Here is a 20,835-nt window from a genome sequence, read left to right on the forward strand (position 1 = left end):
GGCGGTTGGAATCAGACAGTCAGGATCAGGCGGCTTTGAAGCCCGCCGTGTTAACCATCGCATCCTTGATGGCAAAGGCATCGCGCGCCCAGTTGGTGCTGTGCGGCACCTTCGTACTAGCATCGATCGTTGCGTCCTCGATCAGCGGGAACAGCTCGGCCTCCTCGCGGTCGACGCGAGCGAACATGATCAGGACGCGCTGCTTGGCCTTGTGCCGGTATCCATGCCAGTCGGCGGCAATGCGCTCCTGCGTCCAGTATTTGCCCTGTTCGACATAGTCGCCGAACAGCGAGGACAATTCCTGCTGAAAGCACTCGCCCTTTGCACGGACATCGGGCCGTGGGTCGTTGAGCAGCTTGGCATAAAGATAGCGGTCTTCGAGCGCGAGATGCTGCATGACATGGCTGCTGAGACGCCAACGTCTTTCCGCCAGTTCCTGCGGGTCGGGCATTTCAGGAAGGTCGAGCAGGGCGATCAGACTTTCGCCCATCTGCCGCAACACGGCGTGATCGTGCAAAAACTTGTCGAGCATCAAGCGGCTCCTTCAGGAGAAGCTGACAATAGCACCGACATATTAAGTCCGTGTAAACGATTGCGAGCGGATCGCTCTTGGTTCTGCGAGCCTGCGGAGCGGCAGAGCCGCCCCGCAGGCCGAATGCAGACGATCAGGCTGCCGAAGACAGGCGCACAGCCGCCATCTTGCCACGACGATCCTGTTCCAGCTCGAAGTTCACGCGCTGGTCGCGATCGAGCGTGTGCATGCCCGACGCTTCGACCGCGCTGATGTGCACGAACGCGTCGTTGCCGCCGTCATCGGGCTGGATGAAGCCATAGCCCTTGTCGGCGTTGAAAAACTTTACGGTGCCAATAGGCATAGTCATTTCCTTAAGAGTAGAACGCGGCAGGCCACGAATGTTGTGGACAATCCTTGCCGCGCGGTTGGAGCCGGAAGTTCGATTGCGACCCCTGCAACGCCCGGCTCCGGCCATTGCGAGGGAAGAAGAGCGCATCCATGAAGGACACGCTCCGATGGCTTCAGCAGGGCAGGAAGCTGCCGGGCTGAGGGTAAGCGTGGACGTGCAATTGCGCACGATGATGCCGCACATGCCCGCGCTGCGCCTCGCGCTCGCCGCCGGTAGGAGCGTAAAGCGCGCGCAGTTGCGCGATGTGGAGATTCTGGAAGAGCTGATTGATATCGGGCAAGGCTGTCGCTCAATTTGCTGTACAAGCAAGAGCGTGGAGCAGCGATGCCGCAGGTCTCTCAGTCGCGCGTAGGCTTGGGATCAGGATCGCACGATGACGAAGCTATAGCAGCAAATGCTGCAGAAGTCGCATGGCAATTGCAGAAATCGTGCATTGTGCGACGAATGGCCTATTCCGCTCCCGGGGGTTTGCCAAAGATGTTCACATCGTCTGGGCCGATCCAGCCGTTCATGTAATTGGCATAGAACAGGCCGAAGGCGGCTGCGGAGATCACGGTAGTGATCGCCATGACCTTGAGCGGCTTGAAATTGGCCGGCGCACTGTCGGCCTGGCCGCGCACTTTCTCGACACCCAGCTCGTCCGCCGTGCGCACACCAAAAGGCATCACGACAAAGGCCGTGATGACCCAGAAAAGCAGATAGATGGCAAGAATGCTCGTCCAGCTCATGTCGATATGCCCCTGATGGCCGCGCTCAAAATGGGTCAGCCCGCCTCGATCATCAAGACCGTAACCACGGGCTTCTTGCCCGTCCAGCGGGTCGCCGCGCGGCGCACGGCAAGGCGGATCGCCTCCTGCACGTCATCGCTCGTTTGCGGTCCCCGCGCCTTGCCCTTGCCCTTTGAAGCGGGCTTTTCAATCGCTTCGCGCACGTCCTCCACTGCCTCGGCAATGAAGGCGTCGAGATCATCCTCGACCGGCAGACCCAGCGGACGCAGCACCGGATCGCCGACCAGGCGGCCCTTGCTGTCGAGCGCGACCGCCACACTCACCTGCCCGTTCAGCGCCAGCTTGCGCCGCTCCCCCATGGTCAGGCCATCGGCGGGCAGGATGACATCGCCATCCAGCACCAGCCGTCCGGCGCGCTCGTGCCCGATCACGCCGGGTTCGCCCGGTGCCAGCCGCACCAGATCGCCGTTCTTCTGGACGACGGCATGCGGTATGCCGAGCTCGAGCCCGAGCCGCGCCTGTTCAGCCATGTGGCGCATCTCACCATGCACCGGCACCAGCACCTTCGGACGGATCCAGCGGTACATCTCTGCAAGCTCGGGACGTCCGGGATGGCCCGAGACATGAATGTCGGCCTGGCGATCGGTGATCATCTGGATGCCGTCCGCTGCCAGCCGGTTCTGGATGCGGCCGATGGCGATTTCGTTGCCCGGAATGACCTTGGACGAGAAGAGCACGGTATCGCCCTCTTCCAGCTTGATCTGGTGATTACCCTCGGCCACGCGTGCCAGCGCCGCGCGCGGCTCGCCCTGGCCGCCGGTCGCCACGACCAGTATCTCGCGCCGAGGCAGGCCCATGGCGGTGTCGAAATCGACGAGTTCGGGCAGATCCAGCAGATAGCCGTTCGCCTTGGCCACCGCGATGATGCGATCGAGCGAGCGGCCGGCGACGCACAGCTGGCGGTTGGTCGCACGCGCCACCTCGCCCAGCGTATGCAGCCGCGCGACGTTCGAGGCGAAGGTGGTGATCAGCGCACGACCTTTCAGCGGTTTGACCGCCGCGATCAGCGCATCGCGCACCTCGCCTTCGGAGCCCGAGCTTTCCGGATTGAACACGTTGGTCGAATCGCAGACCAGAGCGAGCACACCCTCGTCGCCCAGCTGGGTGAGCGCTTCCGGGGTAGAAGGCACGCCGATCAGCGGCTCGTCATCGAGCTTCCAGTCGCCGGTGTGGAAGACGCGGCCATAAGGCGTGTCGATCAACAGCGCATTGCCCTCGGCAATCGAGTGCGCGAGCGGCAGATAGCGGAAGCCGAAGGGGCCCAATTGCAGGCTGCCGTCATTCTCGACGACATTGAGCGTGACGTCGTTGACCAGTCCCTGCTCCTCGAGCTTGCGGCGGATCAGATCGGCGGTGAAGGGCGTCGCGAACAGCGGCACGCCCAGGTCTGCCGCCAGATAGGGCAGCGCGCCGATATGGTCTTCATGCCCATGCGTCAGCACGATCCCGAGCAGATCCTCGGCGCGCTCCTCGATGAATTCCAGATCGGGAAAGACCAGCTCGACACCCGGATAGGCGGGGTCGCTGAACGTCATGCCCAGATCGACCATGACCCATTTGCCGTCACAGCCATAGAGATTGGCGTTCATGCCGATCTCGCCCGACCCGCCAAGGGCCAGGAACAACAATTCTTTACCGGGTGTCATCTGGTCAAAAAGCCCTTTCGGCGATCATGGCCAGCCCCTGAAGCGTCAGGTCCGGCTCGACCGCATCAAATATCGTCGTGTGCCGATCGAACAGCACTGCCAGCCCGCCGGTGGCGATCACCTTGGCGGGGCGACCAATCTCGGCGCGCATCCGGGCAACCAGCCCTTCCATCATCGCGACATAGCCCCAGAAGACGCCGATCTGCATCTGGTCTTCGGTATTGCGCCCGATCACCGATCCGTCGGTATCCGGAATCTCGATGGCGATACGGGGCAGCTTGGCAGCGGCGCTCACCAAGGCATCGAGCGACAGGTTGATGCCTGGTGCAATGATGCCGCCCTTGTAAGCGCCGGTATAATCCACGACGTCATAGGTGGTTGCGGTGCCAAAGTCGATGACGATCAGATCGCCGGGGTGCAATGCGTGCGCGGCGATCGTGTTGACCGCTCTGTCCGCCCCCAGCGAGCGCGGCTCATCGACATCGATCTGGATGCGCCAGTCCGCCGGCTCCACCCCCGCGACCAGCGGCTCGACATCGAAATACTTGCGCGAGAGCATCTGCAAGTTGTGCAGCGCGCGCGGCACCACCGTCGAGATGATCACATTGGCGATGTCCTGCCGGACAAAGCCCTCGATTGCGAGCAGTTGGTTGAGCCACACCGCATATTCGTCCGCCGTGCGCCGGGGGTCGGTGGAAATCCGCCAGCGCGCCTTGATCGTACGGCCGTTGAACAGGGCGAACACGGCATTGGTGTTGCCGACATCAATCGCAAGCAGCATTTCGCACACCCCTCGTTAGAAACCCTGTGGTATCAACCGACAAGATCGACATCTCCGGCGCTGATCGTCTCCGATCGACCGTCGGCCAGGCGCAGTCGCAATGCGCCATCGGCGGCGAGGCCATCGAAAACCCCTTCCAGGCGATCATCAGTTCCGCGCTGGACCGCCATCGCTTCGCCGGGCTTATGCGCGGCGGCGCACCAGACATCAAGCAGCGTTGCAGACGTCACCGAACGCCATTGCGCGAGGCGGGCAGCGAACCGATCGGCAAGCAGCTCGATGACTGCAGCCGCATCGATCTGCGCCATGGCGCCCAGATCGCGCAGGCAGGTAACCTTGCGTCCCGGAACATCCGGGGCGAGCGCGACATTCATGCCGATCCCGACCACGACCGCATCGGCTCGCCGCTCGAGCAGGATGCCTGCAAGCTTGGCGCCTTCGACATGCACGTCATTGGGCCATTTCAGCCGCGCGCCACAATCGGGCAGGATCTGCAGCACGGTATCATGCACCGCGAGCGCGGTGACGAAGGCGAGCAGGTGCGCGGGCGGATCGTCGCGGCGCAACCGAACCAGCGTGCTGCAGTAAAGATTGCCGATCGGGCTCAGCCATTGCCGGCCGAGCCGCCCCCTGCCCCCGTCCTGCTGCTCGGCACGCAGCCACAGACCCTCGGGCGCGCCCGCATCGGCGCGCGCCATCATGTCGGCATTGGTGGAGCCGGTCAGCGCGACCGTTTCGATCACGCTGCCCAGAACAGTGCCTTGGCTGCGCCTGCCGTGACCGGGCTGAGAGCGAGCGTGGCGAAATAGCCGAGCGGCGACACGAACAGAGCGGTCAGCGTCACCAGCGCCATGCGCGCGGCGGAATCGCTGGGCGCGATGACGTCGGCAGGTTCGTCAAAATACATGACCTTGACGACCTTGAGATAATAGAACGCGCCAATCACCGAGGGCGCGATACCGATCGCGGCGAGCGGGATCAGCCCGGCAGCGACCGCAGCGTCGAACACCACGAACTTGCCCCAGAAGCCGAACAGCGGCGGAATGCCCGCCAGGCTGAACATGAACACGGCGAGCGCCGCTGCCAGGCCCGGACGCGTCTTCGACAGTCCGGCAAGCTTGGCAATCTCTTCCACCGGGCGGCCTTCGCGATCGTTCAGGTCGAGAACGCAGATGAAGCTGCCCAGCGTCATCGCGACATAAATGATGAGATAGGTCATCATCGCCGACGCGCCTTCGGGCGTGCCGGTGGCGAGGCCGATCAGGATGAAGCCAACATTGTTGATCGACGAATAAGCGAGCAGGCGCTTGATATTCTGCTGACCGATCGCCGCGACACCGCCGAGGATGATCGAGGCGAGCGCCACGAAGATCACGATCTGCTGCCACACCGCCTGCTGGCCACCGAACGCCTCGATCGCAACGCGCATGGTCAGCGCCATGGCGGCGACCTTGGGGGCGGTGGCAAAGAAAGTCGTCACCGGGGTCGGCGCGCCTTCATAGACGTCGGGCGTCCACATATGGAAAGGCACCGCGCTGATCTTGAACGCCAGGCCCGACAGCACGAAGACGATGCCGAACAGTGCGCCGGTCGACACGCCATCGGTGAACGCCGTCTGGATGCCGATAAAGCTGGTCGTCCCGGTAAAGCCGTAGAGCAGCGACATGCCGAACAGCAGAATGCCGCTCGCCAGCGCGCCGAGCACGAAATATTTGAGGCCCGCTTCTGCCGAGCGATCGTCGCTGCGCAGGAAGCTTGCCAGCACATAGGCGGCAAGGCTCTGCATCTCGAGCCCGACATAGAGCGTCAGCAGATCGACCGCCGAGACCATCAGCCCCATGCCGATCGACGCGAACAGGATGAGGATCGGATATTCGGGGCGCATCAGATTGCCGCGCGCGAAGAATTTGGGCGCAACGATGATGCAGCCGATCGCCGAAAGGAACACCAGTATCTTCGACAGCGAGGCGAAGCGGTCCATGCGGTACTGGCCGTAAAACGCGTCGGCGCCTTCAGCAAACGACGGGTTCAGCAGGAAGTTGAACGACAGCGCGAGTGCGCCGAACAGAGCGACTACGGTCAGCACGCTCACCAGCCGCGACGACTGCACGCCGCCCCAAGCCGCGATCAGCAGCAGGAAAAGGCTGGAGAGGCTAAGGACGATTTCCGGCGAGGCCAGCTGGAACCAAAGTTCGTAATTCATCAGTGATGGCCTTTTTCAGCATGGGCGGCGGGCATCAGCGCAGGCGCCTTGCCCATCTTCACCTGCGCGTCACCCGCAGGCTTGACCGAGGCGAGCCGCGCTTCGAGCGCACCCACATCCTTGCGCATCGGCGCCATGAAACTTTCGGGGTAAACGCCCATCCACAGCACGACGAGCGCGATGGGGAGAAGCAGCGCAATCTCGCGCTTGTTGAGATCGGGCATGGCGGCAACGTCATCGGACTTGATCACGCCATAGGCCACGCGGCGATAGAGATAGAGCATGTAGGCCGCGCCCAGGATGATGCCCGTGGTGCAGACGATCGCGGCCCAGCTCGACACCTCGTAGACGCCGACCAGCGAGAGGAATTCGCCGACGAAGCCGCTGGTGCCCGGCAGGCCGATCGAGGCCATGGTGAACAGCAGGAACAGCAACGCATAGCGCGGCATGTTGATCGAAAGGCCACCATAGCGATCGATCTCGCGGGTGTGCAGTCGGTCGTAGATAACGCCGACACACAAGAACAGCGCGCCCGAGACCAGACCATGGCTGAGCATCACCACCAGTGCACCTTCGAGCCCCTGGCGATTGAACGCGAACAGGCCGACGGTGACGATCGCCATATGCGCGACCGACGAATAGGCGATCAGCTTCTTCATGTCGCTCTGCACCAGGGCGATCAGCGAGGTATAGACCACCGCGACCATCGACAGCGCGAGGACGAGCCACATGTAATCGACCGAGGCTTCCGGGAACATCGGCAGCGAGAAGCGGATGAAGCCATAGCCGCCCATTTTCAGAAGCACGCCGGCGAGGATCACCGAGCCTGCGGTCGGGGCCTGCACGTGCGCATCGGGCAGCCAGGTGTGCACCGGCCACATCGGCATCTTCACCGCAAAGCTGGCGAAGAACGCGAGCCACAGCCAGGCCTGCGCCTCGACCGGGAAGTCATAGGCCATGAGCGTCGGGATGTCCGACGTGCCCGCCTCGTTCACCATCCAGAACATCGCGATCAGCATCAGCACCGATCCGAGCAGCGTGTAGAGGAAGAACTTGTACGACGCGTAAATGCGGTTCGCACCGCCCCAGATGCCGATGATCAGGTACATCGGGATCAGGCCGGCCTCGAAGAAGATGTAGAACAGATAGATGTCCTGCGCGGCGAACACGCCGATCATCAGCACTTCCATCAGCAGGAACGCGGCCATGTATTCGCCGACGCGCGTCTCGATCGCTTCCCAGCTCGCGCCGATACAGATGGGCATCAGGAAAACCGAGAGCATGATGAGCATCAGCGCGATGCCGTCGATGCCCAGCGCCCAGCTGAAGCGGTCGAAAAGCGCCGCCTTCTCGACGAACTGCCACTGTGCGCCGCCGATATCGAAATGCATCCACAGCACGATGCCGAGCACCAGATCGATCAGCGTCGCGAGCAGCGCGATCCAGCGCGCAGCCTGCGCGCTGACGAACAGGCAGGCGATAGCCGCAACCATCGGCACGGCGAGCATCAGCGACAGGATAGGAAAGCCCAGTTCGTTCATGTCAGCGCACCATCAGCCAGGTCAGCGCGGCCACAAGGCCCAGCAGCATCACCAGCGCATAACTGTAGAGAAAACCCGATTGCAGCTTCATCGCGATGCGGCTGCCCGACGTGACCAGCACTGCGGCACCATCGGGGCCGAAGCGGTTGATCGTGCCCTCGTCGCCGACCTTCCAGAAGAAGCGGCCCAGCGCAAAGCTCGGCTTGACGAAGATGTGATTGTACAGCTCGTCGAAATACCACTTGTTGAGGAAGAAGCGGTAGAGCGGCGACAGCGCGGTCGCGAGCCTGGCCGGAAGGCTGGCGTTCACCAGATACATCAGAATCGCGGTCAGCAGGCCAATCAGCATCGCCACGGTCGAGGCAAGCTTCACCCAGAGCGGAACCTCGTGCATCTCGTGCATCAGGTGCGCGTTGAAGAACAGGCTGCCGTTCCAGAACGCCGCGCCATGCTCGGCATCGATGAACGCATGGTGGAAGACGAAACCGGCAGCCACCGCGCCCACGGTGAGCACGCCCAGCGGGATCAGCATCGGCAGCGGACTTTCGTGCGGATGATAGCCGCCCGTCGTGTCCGCGCCCGCTTGGGCCGGGGTCTTGTGAACGCTGTGCTGGATATGCTCGGATTCGATCCAGCGCGGCGTGCCGAAGAACGTGAGGAAGATCAGGCGCCAGCTGTAGAAGCTGGTCAGCAGTGCTGCGAACACGCCAATGGTGAAGGCAAACTGGCCGACCTGGGTTCCGCTCGCGAACGCAGCTTCGATGATGCCGTCCTTCGAATAGAAGCCGGCAAAGCCTGCGACGCCGACGATACCGACGCCGGTGATCGCGAGCGTGCCCGCCATCATCGCCCAGAAGGTCAGCGGGATGTGCTTACGAAGGCCGCCATAATAGCGCATGTCCTGCTCGTGGTGCATCGCATGGATGACCGAGCCAGCGCCGAGGAACAGCAGCGCCTTGAAGAAGGCGTGGGTGAACAGGTGGAACATCGCCGCACCATAGGCGCCGACGCCCGCCGCGAAGAACATGTAACCCAGCTGCGAACAGGTCGAGTAAGCGATGACGCGCTTGATATCGGTCTGCACCAGACCGACGGTCGCCGCGAACAGAGCGGTGCAGGCACCGACGACGGTCACGACGGTCAGCGCGGTCGGGCTGGTCTCGAACATCGGCGACAGGCGGCAGACCATGAAAACGCCCGCGGTCACCATAGTCGCGGCATGGATCAGCGCCGACACCGGGGTCGGGCCTTCCATCGCGTCGGGCAGCCAGGTGTGCAGGCCGAGCTGCGCCGACTTGCCCATAGCGCCGACGAACAGCAGCAGGCACAGCACGGTCATCAGATCGAAACGGCCACCCAGGAAGCCGATGGTCGAACCCGCCATGCCAGGCGCCGCTTCAAGGATCGCGGGGATCGAGACGGTGCCGAACACCAGGAAGGTGCCGAAAATGCCCATCATGAAGCCGAGGTCACCGACGCGGTTGACGACGAACGCCTTGATCGCGGCGGCATTGGCGCTCGGCTTGCGGAACCAGAAGCCGATCAGCAGGTACGAGGCGAGGCCCACACCTTCCCATCCAAAGAACATCTGGACGAGGTTGTCGGCGGTCACCAGCATCAGCATGGCGAAGGTAAACAGCGAGAGATACGCGAAGAAGCGCGGCTGATCGGGATCCTCGTCCATATAGCCCCAGCTATACAGGTGAACGAGCGCCGAAACCGAGGTCACGACGACCAGCATTACGGCGGTCAGCGTGTCGATGCGCAGCGCCCAGTCGAACTGCAGATCGCCCGAGCGCAGCCAGGACAGGACCGGCACGACATATTCGGTGCTGCTGCCCGAAAGGAAGCCGAGGAAGATCGGCCAGCTGAGGCCGCAGGCTACGAACAGGGCGGCGGTCGTCACCAGCTTGGCCGGGACATTGCCGATGATGCGGTTGCCCAGGCCCGCGATGATCGCTGCCAGAAGCGGCAGGAAGACGATGAGGGTAATGCTCATGTGCCTCAACCCTTCATCTGGTTGATATCGTCAACCGCGATCGTGCCGCGGCCACGGAAATAGATGACGAGGATCGCGAGGCCGACGGCCGCTTCGCCGGCGGCGACGGTCAGCACGAACATAGCGAACACCTGACCCACCATGTCGCCGAGGAAAACGCTGAACGCGACGAGGTTGATGTTCACCGCGAGCAGGATGAGCTCGATCGCCATCAGGATGATGATCACGTTCTTGCGGTTCAGGAAGATACCCAGCACGCCCATCACGAACAGGATGGAGCTGACCACCAGATAATGCTCGATACCGATCATGGCCGCGAAGCTCCTTTTTGCCGCTCATCCTGAGCTTGTCGAAGGATCATAGCTGAACCCCCTGGCCAACAGCAGGCTGGGTGTTGCGCGTCGCGTCTTCGGGCCGACGACGGACCTGCGAGCCGATATTCTGCGGACGCACGCCAGCGCGCTTGCGGTGGGTCAGCACGATCGCACCGACCATGGCGACCAGCAGCACGACGCCGGCGCTTTCGAACAGGAATATGTAGCGCGTGTAGAGCAGCTCACCGACCGCCTGGATGTTGCTCGCACCCATGCGCGCCGGGTTCAGTGCATGCTCGCCGAGCGCAATATTGCCCGCCTGATACGCGCCGATGCCGAACACCAGCTCGGCGAGGAACACCGCGGCGAGCGCGAGGCCCAGCGGCAGGTTCTTCATGAAGCCGCCGCGCAGCTCGGCAAAGTCGATGTCGAGCATCATCACGACGAACAGGAACAGCACCGCGACCGCGCCGACATAGACGATGACGAGCAGCATCGCGATGAATTCCGCGCCGATCAGCACCATCAGGCCTGCGGCATTGAAGAACGCAAGGATAAGCCAGAGCACCGAGTGCACCGGGTTGCGCGCGAGGATCGTGAACGCACCGCTGGCGATCACCACCGACGCGAACAGATAAAAGGCAAAAATCTGGATCAAAGCTTTACAGCCCCCGATGCGCCCAATCGAGCTGGTCTTGTGTCAGGCCCCTGTCCGCCTCTCCCAGCGGACATCAGGACCGTGCGTGAATCGAATTCGAGTGCGCCTTAACGATAAGGGGCATCGGCTTCAAGGTTGGCGGCAATGGCTCGTTCCCATTTGTCGCCATTCTCAAGAAGCTTGCCCTTGTCGTAGATCAGCTCCTCGCGGGTTTCCGTCGCATATTCGAAATTCGGTCCCTCGACGATCGCGTCGACCGGGCATGCCTCCTGACAGAAACCGCAATAAATGCACTTGGTCATGTCGATATCGTAGCGCGTGGTGCGCCGCGATCCGTCCTCGCGCGGCTCGGCCTCGATCGTGATCGCCTGGGCCGGACACACGGCTTCGCAGAGCTTGCACGCGATGCAACGTTCTTCGCCGTTGGGATAGCGACGCAGCGCATGCTCGCCGCGGAAACGCGGGCTCAGCGGGTTCTTCTCGAACGGATAGTTGATCGTCGCCTTGGGCTTGAAGAAATATTTCAGCGTCAGCGCATGGGCCTTCACGAACTCATAGAGCGTGAACGCCTTGATCGTCTGCAACATGGTAATCAGACCCCGTATTTCGTCAGCATCAGGTAACCCGACACCAGGAAAATCCACAGCAGCGAGATGGGCAGGAACACCTTCCAGCCCAGCCGCATCAGCTGGTCATAGCGGTACCGGGGAACGGTGGCCTTGACCCAGCTGAAGATGAAGAAAAAGGCGGAAATCTTGATGATCAGCCACACGATGCCGGGCACGGCATAAAGCGGCTCCCATTCGAACGGCGGCAGCCAGCCACCCCAGAACAGCACCGCGTTGAGCGTGCACATCAGCAGCACGTTGGCATATTCGCCCAGCCAGAACAGCGCAAACGCCATCGACGAATATTCGGTCTGATAGCCTGCGACGAGCTCGCTCTCCGCTTCGGTGAGGTCGAACGGCGCGCGCGCGGTTTCGGCCAGCGAGGAGATCAGGAACATCACCGCCATCGGGTAGAGCAGCAGGTTGAACCCGTACCAGTTGATGAAGCCAAGGCCATGACCGCGCTGCGCCTCGACGATCGCGTTGAGGTTGAAGCTGCCAGTCCACAGCACCACGGTCACGATGATGAAGCCGATCGAGACCTCGTAAGAGATCATCTGCGCCGACGCACGCAGCGCCGAGAAGAAAGGATATTTGGAGTTGGACGCCCAGCCGGCGATCACGACGCCGTACACGCCGAGCGAGCTCACCGCGAGAATGTAGAGCAGCCCGACATTGATGTCTGCCAGCACCATGTCCTGGTCGAACGGGATCACCGCCCAGCTCAAGAGCGCCACGGTGAAGGTGATGATCGGCGCGAGCAGGAACAGGCCCTTGTTGGCGCTCGAGGGAATGATCGTTTCCTGCAGGAACACCTTGGCCGCATCGGCAAAGCTCTGCAGGATGCCGAAGGGGCCGACAACGTTCGGCCCGCGCCGAAGCGCCATCGCCGCCCAGATCTTGCGATCGAAATAGATGACGATCGCGACCGAGAGCATCACCGGAAGCGCGATGAGCAGGATCAGGATGAGATTGGCGACGAACCAGCCCCAGCCGGTGCCCAATGCGGACTGAAAAAACTCGGTCATTCTGCGGCCTCCAGCATGTCTTCGCCGTGCAGCAGTTCGGCCGAGCAGCGCTGCATCGTCGCAGAGGCGCGCGCGATGGCGTTGGTGAGATAGAAATCCTTGATCGGATAGCCGACCTCGCCCGAGGGGCTGGCGGCGAGCTTGGGCGGGGACCATTCGTAGGTTGCCAACCCTTCGACACCGAGCGCCGGGACCGCTGCGATCATCGCCGCGCGGCATTCGGCAAAGCTGTCGAATGGCAGCTTGTGACCCAGCACTTCGGACAGCGCGCGCAGGATCGACCAGTCCTCGCGGGCATCGCCCGGCGCGAACACGGCCTTGTCGCTCATTTGCACCCGGCCCTCGACGTTGACATAGGTGCCGTTCTTTTCAGGGTAAGCCGCTGAGGGCAGGATGACATCCGCTGCCGCCGCGCCCTTGTCGCCATGATGGCCGACGAACACCTTGAAGCTGCCGTCGAACTTGGTGAAGTCGACCTCGTCCGCGCCCAGCGCGAACAGCAGCTTCGGCTTGGCTGCGACCAGATCGGCAATGCCGCCCGGCTGCGCCCAGCCCAGCATCAGTCCGCCCATGCGCGAAGCCGCCATGTGCAGGACGTTGAAGCCGTTCCACGGACCGTCTTCGGTGTCGCGGACCAGATTGAAACTCTCTGCCAGCGCCAGCGCCGCGCCATGCGCGCCCTCGACGCCAAGCGCGCCACCGCCCAGAATGATCGCGGGGCGCTTCGCCCCCTTCAGTGCCTCGGCGACCGCACCGGGCAGCTTCGCCAGCAGACCCATGTCATTGCCCAGCCATTCGACCTTGTAGGTCAGGTCGATCTCGGCGCCGATACCAAAAACCTTGGCACCGTGCTTGATCGCCTTGCGGATGCGCGTGTTGACCAGCGGCGCTTCCCAGCGCGGGTTGGTGCCGACGAGCAGGATCGCGTCGGCGGTCTCGATGCCGTTCAGCGTCGAGTTGAAATTGACCGCAGCGAGATTCGAAACATCATATTTCAGGCCGGTCTGGCGGCCTTCAATCAGCGTCGAGCCCATTGTCGCCAGCAGTTCGCGCGCGGCGAACATGGTTTCGCAGTCGAGCAGGTCGCCAGCAACAGCGGCGACGCTGGAGCCAGCGTTCACGTCGGCGATTGCCTGGAACGCCTCGGCCCAGCTTGCCGGGACGAGCTTGCCTTCGCGGCGCACATAGGGTCGGTCGAGACGGCGACGCATCAGGCCATCGACCGCATAGCGGGTCTTGTCGTGCGCCCATTCCTCGTTGACGTCGTCATTGACGCGCGGCAGCACGCGCAGCACTTCCCTGCCCCGACTGTCGAAGCGGATATTGGTGCCGACCGCGTCCATCACGTCGATGCCGAGCGTCTTCTTGAGCTCCCACGGACGCGCCTCATAAGCGTAAGGGCGAGACGTGAGCGCACCGACCGGGCACAGGTCGATGACATTGCCCGAAAGCTCGGACGAGACCGCCTTTTCCAGATAGCTGGTGATCTGCATGTTCTCGCCGCGACCGATCGCGCCGATCTGCTCGGTGCCGGCCACTTCCTCGGCAAAGCGCACGCAGCGGGTGCAGTGGATGCACCGGGTCATCACCGTCTTGATGATGGGACCCATGTACTTTTCGGTGACGGCGCGCTTGTTCTCGTCATAGCGCGATCCGCCGCGGCCATAGGCGACCGACTGGTCCTGCAGGTCGCACTCGCCGCCCTGATCGCAGATCGGGCAATCGAGCGGATGGTTGATCAGCAGGAATTCCATGACGCCTTCGCGCGCCTTCTTCACCATGTCCGAGTTGGTGCGAACTTCCTGATTGTCCATCGCGGGCAGCGCGCAGCTGGCCTGCGGCTTGGGCGGTCCGGGCTTCACCTCGACCAGGCACATGCGGCAGTTGCCGGCAATGCTCAGCCGTTCATGATAGCAGAAGCGCGGGATTTCCTTGCCGGCGGCCTCGCAGGCCTGCAGCACGGTCGCCCCCTGGGGGACTTCGACCTCGATCCCGTCGACGGTAAGCTTAGGCATTCTTGTCTCCACCACCGGACGCTGCCAGCGCCCGGTCGTACAATGCAGAGGCGGCGTGATTGCGCACGCCGCGGGTTTTGATCAGGATCGCACCGCCCAGCAGCATCGATCAGCTCACCGCACCGCGCTTGGCCGCGCGATACAGCGACTCTGCCATGAGCGAGCGCGCCGAGGCATTGTCCATCGAACTGAAGCTGGTCTTTGCGATGCAATCGCGCAGACGCGGCATCAGCGCATTGAGCGCCTCGCTCTCATCCTTGCTCTTGGGCGCGGTGGCGATCAACGCACGAACCTCGTCCAAGCTGCCATCGGCTGCGCAGTCTGCAAACCGCTCCTTCTCGCCCTTCTCGTCGCTGCGCACCTTCAGCGCGTCGACATTGGCGTCGGCATAGCGCGTCCAGAACATCGCTTCGGCAAGGCTGCCGCGCACCGAAAGACCGCCCAGCGTGAACTCGCCCGACGGCATGCAATCGAAATTGGCTTGGGTCAGGCTGCGCGAAGCGGCCCGCTCTTCCAGGCTGCCCTGGGTCGTGGCCAGCAGCGCCTCGACATATTTGGGGTTCCGCTTGACCGCACAGAGGGCAAAGGCGCGCATCGTATCCGCCCCGCCCAGCGCGTTGCGCTTGAGCGCGGTCTTGACCGCCTCGTCAGGCATGTTCCACCAGCCAGCGCCGGTCGCCAGCGCCGGAGCCGTCATCGATGCCATGGCCAGCACGGCCAGTGTCGCCTTTGCAAACGTCCTCATTCTGCAGCCTCCATCATTGAACCAGTGCCCTGCTTCTCGATGATGCGGCGTTCCATCTCGGGGCGGAAATGCCGGATCAGGCCCTGGATGGGCCAGGCGGCGGCATCGCCCAGAGCGCAGATGGTGTGCCCTTCGACCTGTTTCGTGACTTCGTAAAGCGTATCGATTTCGCTGAGATCGGCATCGCCGGTGCGCATGCGCTCCATGACGCGCCACATCCAGCCGGTGCCTTCACGGCACGGCGTGCACTGGCCACAGCTCTCATGCTTGTAGAAATAGCTGAGCCGGCTGATCGCCTGGACGATGTCGGTGGACTTGTCCATGACGATGATCGCGGCAGTGCCGAGACCCGATCCGACATCCTTGAGACCGTCGAAATCCATCGGTGCGTCAATGATCTGGGCTGCCGGCACCAGCGGCACCGACGATCCGCCGGGGATCACCGCCAGCAGATTATCCCAACCGCCGCGAATGCCGCCGCAATGCTTTTCGATCAGTTCGCGGAACGGGATGCTCATCGCTTCCTCGACCACGCAGGGCTTTTCGACATGCCCGCTGATCTGGAACAGCTTGGTCCCCTTGTTGTTCTCGCGACCGAAACTGGCGAACCAGGCCGCGCTGCGGCGCAGAATCGTCGGCACGACCGCGATCGATTCGACATTGTTGACCGTGGTCGGGCAGCCATAGAGGCCTGCGCCTGCCGGGAACGGCGGCTTCAGGCGGGGCTGGCCCTTCTTGCCCTCGAGGCTCTCTATCATCGCGGTCTCTTCGCCGCAGATATAGGCGCCCGCACCGCGATGGACGAACACGTCGAAATCATAACCCGACTTGGCGGCATTCTTGCCGATCAGCCCAGCCTCATAGGCCTCGTCGACCGCGGCCTGCAGCACTTCGGCCTCGCGGATATATTCCCCGCGCACATAGATATAGGCCGCGCGCGCGCGCATCGCGAAACCGGCGATCAGCGCGCCCTCGATCAGCTTGTGCGGGTCGTGACGCAGGATCTCGCGGTCCTTGCAGCTGCCGGGCTCGGATTCGTCGGCGTTGATGACCAGGAAGCTCGGACGGCCGTCCTTCGATTCCTTGGGCATGAAGCTCCACTTCATGCCGGTGGGGAAGCCCGCACCGCCGCGTCCGCGCAGGCCCGATGCCTTCACTTCCTCGATGATCCTGTCCTGGCCCCAGGCAATCAGGTCCTTGGTCTTGTCCCAGTCGCCACGCGCCTCGGCTGCCTTCAGGTTCCAGGGCTGGAACCCGTAGACATTGGTGAAGATGCGATCCTTGTCAGCGAGACTCACGACTGATTACCTCCAGAACGGCTGCGGCTGAAAATGCCGAAACCGCCGAACAAAAACGCCAAAATCGCCCAGACCACCCATCCGTCGCCCTGGACGAACTTGAAGATCGCCAGCGCCAGAAAGATGATGCCGAGCAGCGGAACCCCGGCCTTGACCGGCGTCGTCATCCCCATTCACCCCGATAGTCATGATTGGCATCGACCATCTGCTTGAGCGTGGTCGGCCCGCCTTCGGGTTCGCTGGTATGACGGCCTGGAATCTGGGTGCCCGGCTTGGGGCTCTCGCCGGCTGCCAAGGCTTCCAGGATGCCGATCGTGCGATCGTAATCCAGATCCTCGAAATTGTCGTCGTTGATCTGCACCATGGGCGCATTGGCGCAATTGCCCATGCACTCTACCTCGGTCAGCGTGAACAGGCCGTCGGGCGTCGTCTTGCCCTTGACGAGCCCCTTGTTGGCGCAGGCGGCCATCACATCGTCCGAACCGCGCAACAGGCACGGCGTGGTGCCGCATACCTGCACATGATAGCGGCCCACCGGCGCGAGATTGTACATCGTATAGAAGCTCGCGACCTCGTAGGCCCGGATATACGGCATATCGAGCATCGCGGCGACATATTCGATCACCGGGACCGGCAGCCATCCTTGCGTCTGCGTCTCCGCACCCACCTGTCGCTGGGCGAGATCGAGCAGCGGCATCACCGCGCTGCGCTGGCGCCCTTCGGGATAGCGCGCGATGATCGTCCTCGCCTTGGCGAGATTCTCGTCGGTGAATGCAAAACCGCCCCAGCGGGCGCGGGTTTCGGCTTCATCGGGGATATGGGCTGCGTCAGCCATCAGCGGACAAACTCCACGCGCGACACCTTGTCGCCTTCAAAACTGTAGATCGACATGACCTCGAACGGCTCGGCATCGGCCGAGCGCGAGACCTTCTCGTGCAGGACCACCGTCTCGCCGAGCAGATGGCCGGACAGGATTTCCGCGCGGTTTTGCGGAAACTCGGCGAACATCGCCTTGAGCCCTGCCCGCACGCCTTCGCGTCCCTCGCGCAGCACTGCACCGCGATAGCCTGCCTCGCAGGCATCCTCGGTCATCAGCGCGACATAGGCATCAGCGTCCTGCGCGTTGTAATGCGCAATCATCGCCTCTGCCACGGCCAACCGTTCGATCACCGGTCGCACTCCCCGAACACAACGTCGATCGCGCCCAGAATGGCGGTCGCGTCGGACAGCATGTGCCCCTTGCTCATGAACTCCATGGCTTGCAGGTGCGAAAACGCGGTCGGGCGGATCTTGCAGCGATAGGGCTTGTTGGTGCCGTCGCTGACCAGATAGACGCCAAATTCGCCCTTGGGGCTTTCGGTCGCGACATAGACCTCGCCCGCCGGCACATGGAAGCCTTCGGTATAGAGCTTGAAGTGGTGGATCAGCGCTTCCATCGACTGCTTCATCTCGCCGCGCTTGGGCGGAACGACCTTGCGGTCGAGCGAGGCGATCGGCCCTTCGGGCATCTCGTTGAGGCACTGGCGCATGATCTGCGCGGACTGGCGCACTTCCTCGACGCGGACCATGAACCGGTCATAGCAGTCGCCGCGCGTGCCGACGGGCACGTCGAATTCCATGCGATCGTACACGTCATAGGGCTGCGACTTGCGCAGGTCCCAGGGAATGCCGCTGCCGCGGATCATCGGGCCCGAAAAGCCCCAGCGCACCGCATCGTCCTTCGACACCACGGCGATATCGACATTGCGCTGCTTGAAGATGCGGTTGTCGACCACCAGGCTCATCGAATCCTCGAAAAGCTTGGGGAAGGTGTCGAGCCAGTCGGCGAGATCGGTGAGCAGCTTGAGCGGCACATCCTGGTGCACGCCGCCGGGGCGGAACCAGGCGCTGTGCATGCGCGCGCCCGACGCGCGTTCGAAGAAGTTGAGACAGTCCTCGCGGATTTCGAACAGCCACAGGTTGGGCGTCATCGCGCCCACGTCCATCACATGCGCACCGAGATTGAGCATGTGATTGCAGATGCGGGTCAGTTCGGCGAACAGCACGCGCAGATACTGGGCGCGCAGCGGAACCTCGAGGTTCAGCAGCTTCTCGATCGCGAGCACATAGCTGTACTCCATCGCCAGCGGCGAGCAGTAATCGAGCCGGTCGAAATAAGGCAGCGCCTGCAGATACGTCTTGTACTCGATCAGCTTTTCGGTGCCGCGGTGGAGCAGACCGACATGCGGATCGATGCGCTCGACAATCTCGCCATCGAGCTCCATCACCATGCGCAGCACCCCGTGCGCCGCCGGGTGCTGAGGTCCGAAATTGATCGTGTAATTCTGGATTTCCAGATCGCCGGTGGTCGAATCCTGTTCGACCAGACCATCGACTGTCATGTCCTGAAGCGACTCGGCCATCACGCCTTATCCTCCTTGGGTGCATTCTCGCTGGGCTTGGCGGCTTCCTTGTTGGCAGCCGCGCCCGCACCGGTGTCCGCCGGCTTGTCGGTAGTCTTCGGGGTGGCCGAAGGCGGCGGACCACCCAGCGACTTCTCGTCGCCCGGCAGCACGTAATCCGCACCTTCCCAGGGCGAGGTGAAATCGAAATTGCGGAAGTCCTGCGCCAGCTTCACCGGCTCGTAGACTACCCGGCCCTGCTCTTCCGAATAGCGCATCTCGCTATAGCCGGTGAGCGGGAAGTCCTTGCGGAAGGGATGACCACGAAAACCGTAATCGGTGAGGATGCGGCGCAGGTCCTGGTTTCCGGCAAAGATCACGCCGTACATGTCGTACACCTCGCGCTCGAGCCAGCCGGCAACCTCCCAGATATGGGTGACGGTCGGCACCGGGGTGTCCTCGTCGGTCGTGCACGCGACGCGGATACGGTGGTTCTTCGTCAGGCTGAGCAAGCAATAGACCACCTCGAACCGTTCTGCGCGATCCGGGTAATCGACGCCCGCGATCTCCATGAGCTGTTGATACTCGTGCACGTCACGCAGCAGGTCGAGTGCCTCCGCCACCGCCTCGCGGCGGACGGTGAAGCAATATTCGCCCTGGGTGAAGCGCGTCGCCAGCAGCCGGTTGCCCAGCGTGGCGGCGACAGCATCGCCCAAGCCATCGAGAACGGCATAGCGTGGCGCCGAATGTCCCATGTGCGTCCCTTAACCGGCCCGCCTCCACAGCAGGCCCTTCACTCAAATCAGCGTTCGATCGTGCCCACCCGGCGGATCTTGCGCTGCAACTGCATCACACCGTAGAGCAGAGCCTCGGCGGTCGGCGGGCAGCCGGGGACATAGATGTCCACCGGAACGATGCGGTCGCAGCCGCGCACCACCGAATAGCTGTAATGATAATAGCCGCCGCCATTGGCGCAGCTGCCCATCGAAATCACGTATTTCGGCTCGGACATCTGATCATAGACGCGGCGCAACGCCGGGGCCATCTTGTTGCAGAGGGTCCCCGCGACGATCATCACGTCGGACTGGCGCGGCGAGGCGCGCGGCGCGACGCCAAAGCGCTCCATGTCGTAGCGCGGCATGTTGACGTGGATCATCTCCACCGCGCAGCAGGCCAGACCGAAGGTCATCCACCAGAGCGAACCGGTGCGCGCCCATTGGAACAGCTCTTCGGTCGACGTGACGAGGAAACCCTTGTCCGAAACCTCGGCGTTGATGTCGTTGAAGAAACCGGCGTCAGGCAGCGTACCGGCAGGCGGAACGACCGCGCCGGAAGTGCCGGTGACGAGCGCCGGATTTTGCGGATTTACTCCCAATCGAGTGCTCCCACTTTCCATGCGTAAATCAGGCCGATGACCAGTTCGAAGAGGAACACCATCATCGTGAGCCAGCCGGCCCAGCCGATCTGTTCGAGCGAGACTGCCCAGGGGAACAGGAACGCGGCTTCGAGATCGAAGATGATGAACAGAATGGCGACGAGGTAGAAGCGGACGTCGAACTGGCTGCGCGAATCCTCGAACGCGGGAAAGCCGCATTCATATTCGCTCAGCTTGGCGACAGTCGGTTTGTGCGCTCCTGTGAGCCGCGACACTCCGATCGGCAGGAAGACAAACGCCACCGACAAGAGCAGAGCGACCGCCAGGAACAGCAGGATCGGCAGATATTCGGCCATGCGCGCGTCCCATTCGTGCGTGTTGCTTGCGGCGTCTTTAGGCCAGCGGACCGCCTATCGCAAGCCGGATCACCCCCTTTTTTGACGCACAGGTTACAGGGCAGAAAGCGACGAAAAGTTGCGCATTTCTGTGCGTTTCGGCACAATCGGAACAGGGTTGCCGGTCTAGTGCATCG

General features: G+C 62.8%; 24 protein-coding genes. All 24 read right to left on the reverse strand.

Annotated elements, in window-relative coordinates; genetic code table 11:
• Positions 1 to 25 precede the first annotated feature (25 nt).
• Positions 26 to 532 (reverse strand): hemerythrin domain-containing protein, encoded by a 507-nt coding sequence (locus tag OPU69_RS07130; RefSeq protein ID WP_060979678.1) that lies wholly within the window; start codon positions 530 to 532, stop codon positions 26 to 28.
• A gap of 133 nt (positions 533 to 665) precedes the next feature.
• Positions 666 to 875 carry a cold-shock protein gene (locus OPU69_RS07135; protein WP_031317999.1) on the reverse strand — a complete coding sequence of 70 codons (210 nt, stop codon included), beginning with the start codon at positions 873 to 875 and terminating at the stop codon, positions 666 to 668.
• 160 nt (positions 876 to 1,035) lie between these two features.
• On the reverse strand, positions 1,036 to 1,203 hold the full coding sequence (locus tag OPU69_RS07140; protein WP_155645733.1) for a hypothetical protein: 168 nt from the start codon (positions 1,201 to 1,203) through the stop codon (positions 1,036 to 1,038).
• A gap of 169 nt (positions 1,204 to 1,372) precedes the next feature.
• The gene (locus OPU69_RS07145; protein ID WP_060979680.1) at positions 1,373 to 1,651 is read right to left on the reverse strand and encodes a DUF1467 family protein; all 279 of its coding nucleotides are present in this window, start codon (positions 1,649 to 1,651) and stop codon (positions 1,373 to 1,375) included.
• A gap of 35 nt (positions 1,652 to 1,686) precedes the next feature.
• Entirely contained in the window at positions 1,687 to 3,357 is a 1,671-nt protein-coding gene (locus tag OPU69_RS07150) for a ribonuclease J (protein ID WP_060979681.1), read from the reverse strand.
• Between the two features lie 4 nt (positions 3,358 to 3,361).
• Positions 3,362 to 4,138: a type III pantothenate kinase gene (locus OPU69_RS07155; protein ID WP_060979682.1), complete on the reverse strand. Its 777-nt coding sequence runs from the start codon at positions 4,136 to 4,138 to the stop codon at positions 3,362 to 3,364.
• Between the two features lie 32 nt (positions 4,139 to 4,170).
• A complete protein-coding gene (locus OPU69_RS07160; RefSeq protein ID WP_498510038.1) occupies positions 4,171 to 4,881 on the reverse strand; it encodes a biotin--[acetyl-CoA-carboxylase] ligase in 711 nt (236 codons plus the stop codon).
• Positions 4,878 to 6,341 (reverse strand): NADH-quinone oxidoreductase subunit NuoN, encoded by a 1,464-nt coding sequence (nuoN, locus tag OPU69_RS07165; RefSeq protein ID WP_498510040.1) that lies wholly within the window; start codon positions 6,339 to 6,341, stop codon positions 4,878 to 4,880. Before nuoN ends, OPU69_RS07160 begins: the two co-directional genes overlap by 4 nt.
• Positions 6,341 to 7,882, reverse strand: coding sequence for an NADH-quinone oxidoreductase subunit M (locus OPU69_RS07170; protein WP_060979684.1), 1,542 nt, complete (start codon positions 7,880 to 7,882; stop codon positions 6,341 to 6,343). Before OPU69_RS07170 ends, nuoN begins: the two co-directional genes overlap by 1 nt.
• A gap of 1 nt (position 7,883) precedes the next feature.
• On the reverse strand, positions 7,884 to 9,881 hold the full coding sequence (gene nuoL, locus OPU69_RS07175) for an NADH-quinone oxidoreductase subunit L (RefSeq protein ID WP_498510042.1): 1,998 nt from the start codon (positions 9,879 to 9,881) through the stop codon (positions 7,884 to 7,886).
• 5 nt (positions 9,882 to 9,886) lie between these two features.
• Entirely contained in the window at positions 9,887 to 10,192 is a 306-nt protein-coding gene (gene nuoK / locus OPU69_RS07180) for an NADH-quinone oxidoreductase subunit NuoK (protein WP_017671024.1), read from the reverse strand.
• A gap of 46 nt (positions 10,193 to 10,238) precedes the next feature.
• Positions 10,239 to 10,853, reverse strand: a complete 615-nt coding sequence (locus tag OPU69_RS07185; RefSeq protein WP_060979686.1) for an NADH-quinone oxidoreductase subunit J — start codon at positions 10,851 to 10,853, stop codon at positions 10,239 to 10,241.
• A 107-nt stretch (positions 10,854 to 10,960) separates the two neighbouring features.
• The gene (gene nuoI, locus OPU69_RS07190) at positions 10,961 to 11,440 is read right to left on the reverse strand and encodes an NADH-quinone oxidoreductase subunit NuoI (RefSeq protein ID WP_066275282.1); all 480 of its coding nucleotides are present in this window, start codon (positions 11,438 to 11,440) and stop codon (positions 10,961 to 10,963) included.
• A gap of 5 nt (positions 11,441 to 11,445) precedes the next feature.
• The gene (nuoH, locus tag OPU69_RS07195) at positions 11,446 to 12,489 is read right to left on the reverse strand and encodes an NADH-quinone oxidoreductase subunit NuoH (protein WP_060979687.1); all 1,044 of its coding nucleotides are present in this window, start codon (positions 12,487 to 12,489) and stop codon (positions 11,446 to 11,448) included.
• Positions 12,486 to 14,504: an NADH-quinone oxidoreductase subunit NuoG gene (gene nuoG / locus OPU69_RS07200; protein ID WP_498510045.1), complete on the reverse strand. Its 2,019-nt coding sequence runs from the start codon at positions 14,502 to 14,504 to the stop codon at positions 12,486 to 12,488. The genes nuoH and nuoG overlap by 4 nt, the downstream gene beginning before the upstream one ends.
• A 109-nt stretch (positions 14,505 to 14,613) precedes the next feature.
• Positions 14,614 to 15,249, reverse strand: a complete 636-nt coding sequence (locus OPU69_RS07205; RefSeq protein WP_498510047.1) for a hypothetical protein — start codon at positions 15,247 to 15,249, stop codon at positions 14,614 to 14,616.
• A complete protein-coding gene (gene nuoF / locus OPU69_RS07210; protein WP_060979690.1) occupies positions 15,246 to 16,547 on the reverse strand; it encodes an NADH-quinone oxidoreductase subunit NuoF in 1,302 nt (433 codons plus the stop codon). The genes OPU69_RS07205 and nuoF overlap by 4 nt, the downstream gene beginning before the upstream one ends.
• Entirely contained in the window at positions 16,544 to 16,714 is a 171-nt protein-coding gene (locus OPU69_RS07215) for a hypothetical protein (RefSeq protein ID WP_167348228.1), read from the reverse strand. Before OPU69_RS07215 ends, nuoF begins: the two co-directional genes overlap by 4 nt.
• Positions 16,711 to 17,382: an NADH-quinone oxidoreductase subunit NuoE gene (gene nuoE, locus OPU69_RS07220; RefSeq protein ID WP_498510050.1), complete on the reverse strand. Its 672-nt coding sequence runs from the start codon at positions 17,380 to 17,382 to the stop codon at positions 16,711 to 16,713. Before nuoE ends, OPU69_RS07215 begins: the two co-directional genes overlap by 4 nt.
• Positions 17,382 to 17,687, reverse strand: a complete 306-nt coding sequence (locus OPU69_RS07225; RefSeq protein WP_060979734.1) for a nuclear transport factor 2 family protein — start codon at positions 17,685 to 17,687, stop codon at positions 17,382 to 17,384. Before OPU69_RS07225 ends, nuoE begins: the two co-directional genes overlap by 1 nt.
• Positions 17,688 to 17,713: 26 nt before the next feature.
• Positions 17,714 to 18,949 (reverse strand): NADH-quinone oxidoreductase subunit D, encoded by a 1,236-nt coding sequence (locus OPU69_RS07230; RefSeq protein ID WP_060979692.1) that lies wholly within the window; start codon positions 18,947 to 18,949, stop codon positions 17,714 to 17,716.
• The gene (locus tag OPU69_RS07235; RefSeq protein ID WP_060979693.1) at positions 18,949 to 19,683 is read right to left on the reverse strand and encodes an NADH-quinone oxidoreductase subunit C; all 735 of its coding nucleotides are present in this window, start codon (positions 19,681 to 19,683) and stop codon (positions 18,949 to 18,951) included. Before OPU69_RS07235 ends, OPU69_RS07230 begins: the two co-directional genes overlap by 1 nt.
• Before the next feature lie 47 nt (positions 19,684 to 19,730).
• Positions 19,731 to 20,324 (reverse strand): NuoB/complex I 20 kDa subunit family protein, encoded by a 594-nt coding sequence (locus OPU69_RS07240; RefSeq protein ID WP_230962368.1) that lies wholly within the window; start codon positions 20,322 to 20,324, stop codon positions 19,731 to 19,733.
• Entirely contained in the window at positions 20,294 to 20,659 is a 366-nt protein-coding gene (gene ndhC / locus OPU69_RS07245) for an NADH-quinone oxidoreductase subunit A (RefSeq protein ID WP_060979695.1), read from the reverse strand. The genes OPU69_RS07240 and ndhC overlap by 31 nt, the downstream gene beginning before the upstream one ends.
• Between the last annotated feature and the right edge of the window lie 176 nt (positions 20,660 to 20,835).

The sequence above is a fragment of the Blastomonas sp. 34TW genome (assembly GCF_059803595.1).

Coding starts and splice junctions, on each gene's coding strand:
- OPU69_RS07130 (WP_060979678.1), bottom strand. CDS start 532: ATGCTCGACAAGTTTTTGCACGATCACGCCGTGTTGCGGCAGATGGGC.
- OPU69_RS07135 (WP_031317999.1), bottom strand. CDS start 875: ATGCCTATTGGCACCGTAAAGTTTTTCAACGCCGACAAGGGCTATGGC.
- OPU69_RS07145 (WP_060979680.1), bottom strand. CDS start 1,651: ATGAGCTGGACGAGCATTCTTGCCATCTATCTGCTTTTCTGGGTCATC.
- OPU69_RS07150 (WP_060979681.1), bottom strand. CDS start 3,357: ATGACACCCGGTAAAGAATTGTTGTTCCTGGCCCTTGGCGGGTCGGGC.
- OPU69_RS07155 (WP_060979682.1), bottom strand. CDS start 4,138: ATGCTGCTTGCGATTGATGTCGGCAACACCAATGCCGTGTTCGCCCTG.
- nuoN (WP_498510040.1), bottom strand. CDS start 6,341: ATGAATTACGAACTTTGGTTCCAGCTGGCCTCGCCGGAAATCGTCCTT.
- OPU69_RS07170 (WP_060979684.1), bottom strand. CDS start 7,882: ATGAACGAACTGGGCTTTCCTATCCTGTCGCTGATGCTCGCCGTGCCG.
- nuoL (WP_498510042.1), bottom strand. CDS start 9,881: ATGAGCATTACCCTCATCGTCTTCCTGCCGCTTCTGGCAGCGATCATC.
- nuoK (WP_017671024.1), bottom strand. CDS start 10,192: ATGATCGGTATCGAGCATTATCTGGTGGTCAGCTCCATCCTGTTCGTG.
- nuoI (WP_066275282.1), bottom strand. CDS start 11,440: ATGTTGCAGACGATCAAGGCGTTCACGCTCTATGAGTTCGTGAAGGCC.
- nuoH (WP_060979687.1), bottom strand. CDS start 12,489: ATGACCGAGTTTTTTCAGTCCGCATTGGGCACCGGCTGGGGCTGGTTC.
- nuoG (WP_498510045.1), bottom strand. CDS start 14,504: ATGCCTAAGCTTACCGTCGACGGGATCGAGGTCGAAGTCCCCCAGGGG.
- OPU69_RS07205 (WP_498510047.1), bottom strand. CDS start 15,249: ATGAGGACGTTTGCAAAGGCGACACTGGCCGTGCTGGCCATGGCATCG.
- OPU69_RS07215 (WP_167348228.1), bottom strand. CDS start 16,714: ATGACGACGCCGGTCAAGGCCGGGGTTCCGCTGCTCGGCATCATCTTT.
- nuoE (WP_498510050.1), bottom strand. CDS start 17,382: ATGGCTGACGCAGCCCATATCCCCGATGAAGCCGAAACCCGCGCCCGC.
- OPU69_RS07225 (WP_060979734.1), bottom strand. CDS start 17,687: ATGATTGCGCATTACAACGCGCAGGACGCTGATGCCTATGTCGCGCTG.
- OPU69_RS07230 (WP_060979692.1), bottom strand. CDS start 18,949: ATGGCCGAGTCGCTTCAGGACATGACAGTCGATGGTCTGGTCGAACAG.
- OPU69_RS07235 (WP_060979693.1), bottom strand. CDS start 19,683: ATGGGACATTCGGCGCCACGCTATGCCGTTCTCGATGGCTTGGGCGAT.
- OPU69_RS07240 (WP_230962368.1), bottom strand. CDS start 20,324: ATGGAAAGTGGGAGCACTCGATTGGGAGTAAATCCGCAAAATCCGGCG.
- ndhC (WP_060979695.1), bottom strand. CDS start 20,659: ATGGCCGAATATCTGCCGATCCTGCTGTTCCTGGCGGTCGCTCTGCTC.